This is a genomic window from Acinetobacter sp. RIT698, assembly GCF_009668065.1.
In the GTDB taxonomy this organism is placed as follows: Bacteria; Pseudomonadota; Gammaproteobacteria; order Pseudomonadales; family Moraxellaceae; genus Acinetobacter; species Acinetobacter guillouiae.
In genome coordinates, this window is the sequence record NZ_WJYH01000125.1 from 1 (window position 1) to 428 (window position 428).

The window sequence follows — 428 nt, forward strand, 5'->3', positions numbered from 1 at the left end:
GACCAATCGCCTACATTACCAATACGGTCAATTAAACGACCACGGTAATACTGGCGTAAGTTTGGCTGCATACCTTGAATCGTGTGAACAGTAGTCGGATAAGCAAACAAACCCAGTTGAGCAATATTGCTGCTCCCATCAGGACTGACTACAATTTCAGTGTATGCAGTGTCTAGCGCGCCCACAGCAGGAAACAACCATGTTAATTTCATGCCAAATAAAATACCTTCAGCATGAATGTTCGCGAGTTTTGGCGGCTTTCCTTGCTTGCCTTTCAACTCTGTCAAAACTGAATACATTGGCAAGGACGAAATATCAAAAGCACTGATTGCAAATACGCGTGCTTCATATTGCCCTGCGTAAATCCCAGCCACCTCAGCTGAGTTGCTTCCAGTTAATGGTAGTTTTAACCATGTGCCGTTATCTTT

General features: G+C 43.9%; 1 protein-coding gene. It reads right to left on the reverse strand.

Going from position 1 to position 428, the window contains the following annotated elements:
* The coding region (locus GJV03_RS21610) for a hypothetical protein (RefSeq protein ID WP_171501896.1) at positions 1-428 on the reverse strand (428 nt) is incomplete at both ends.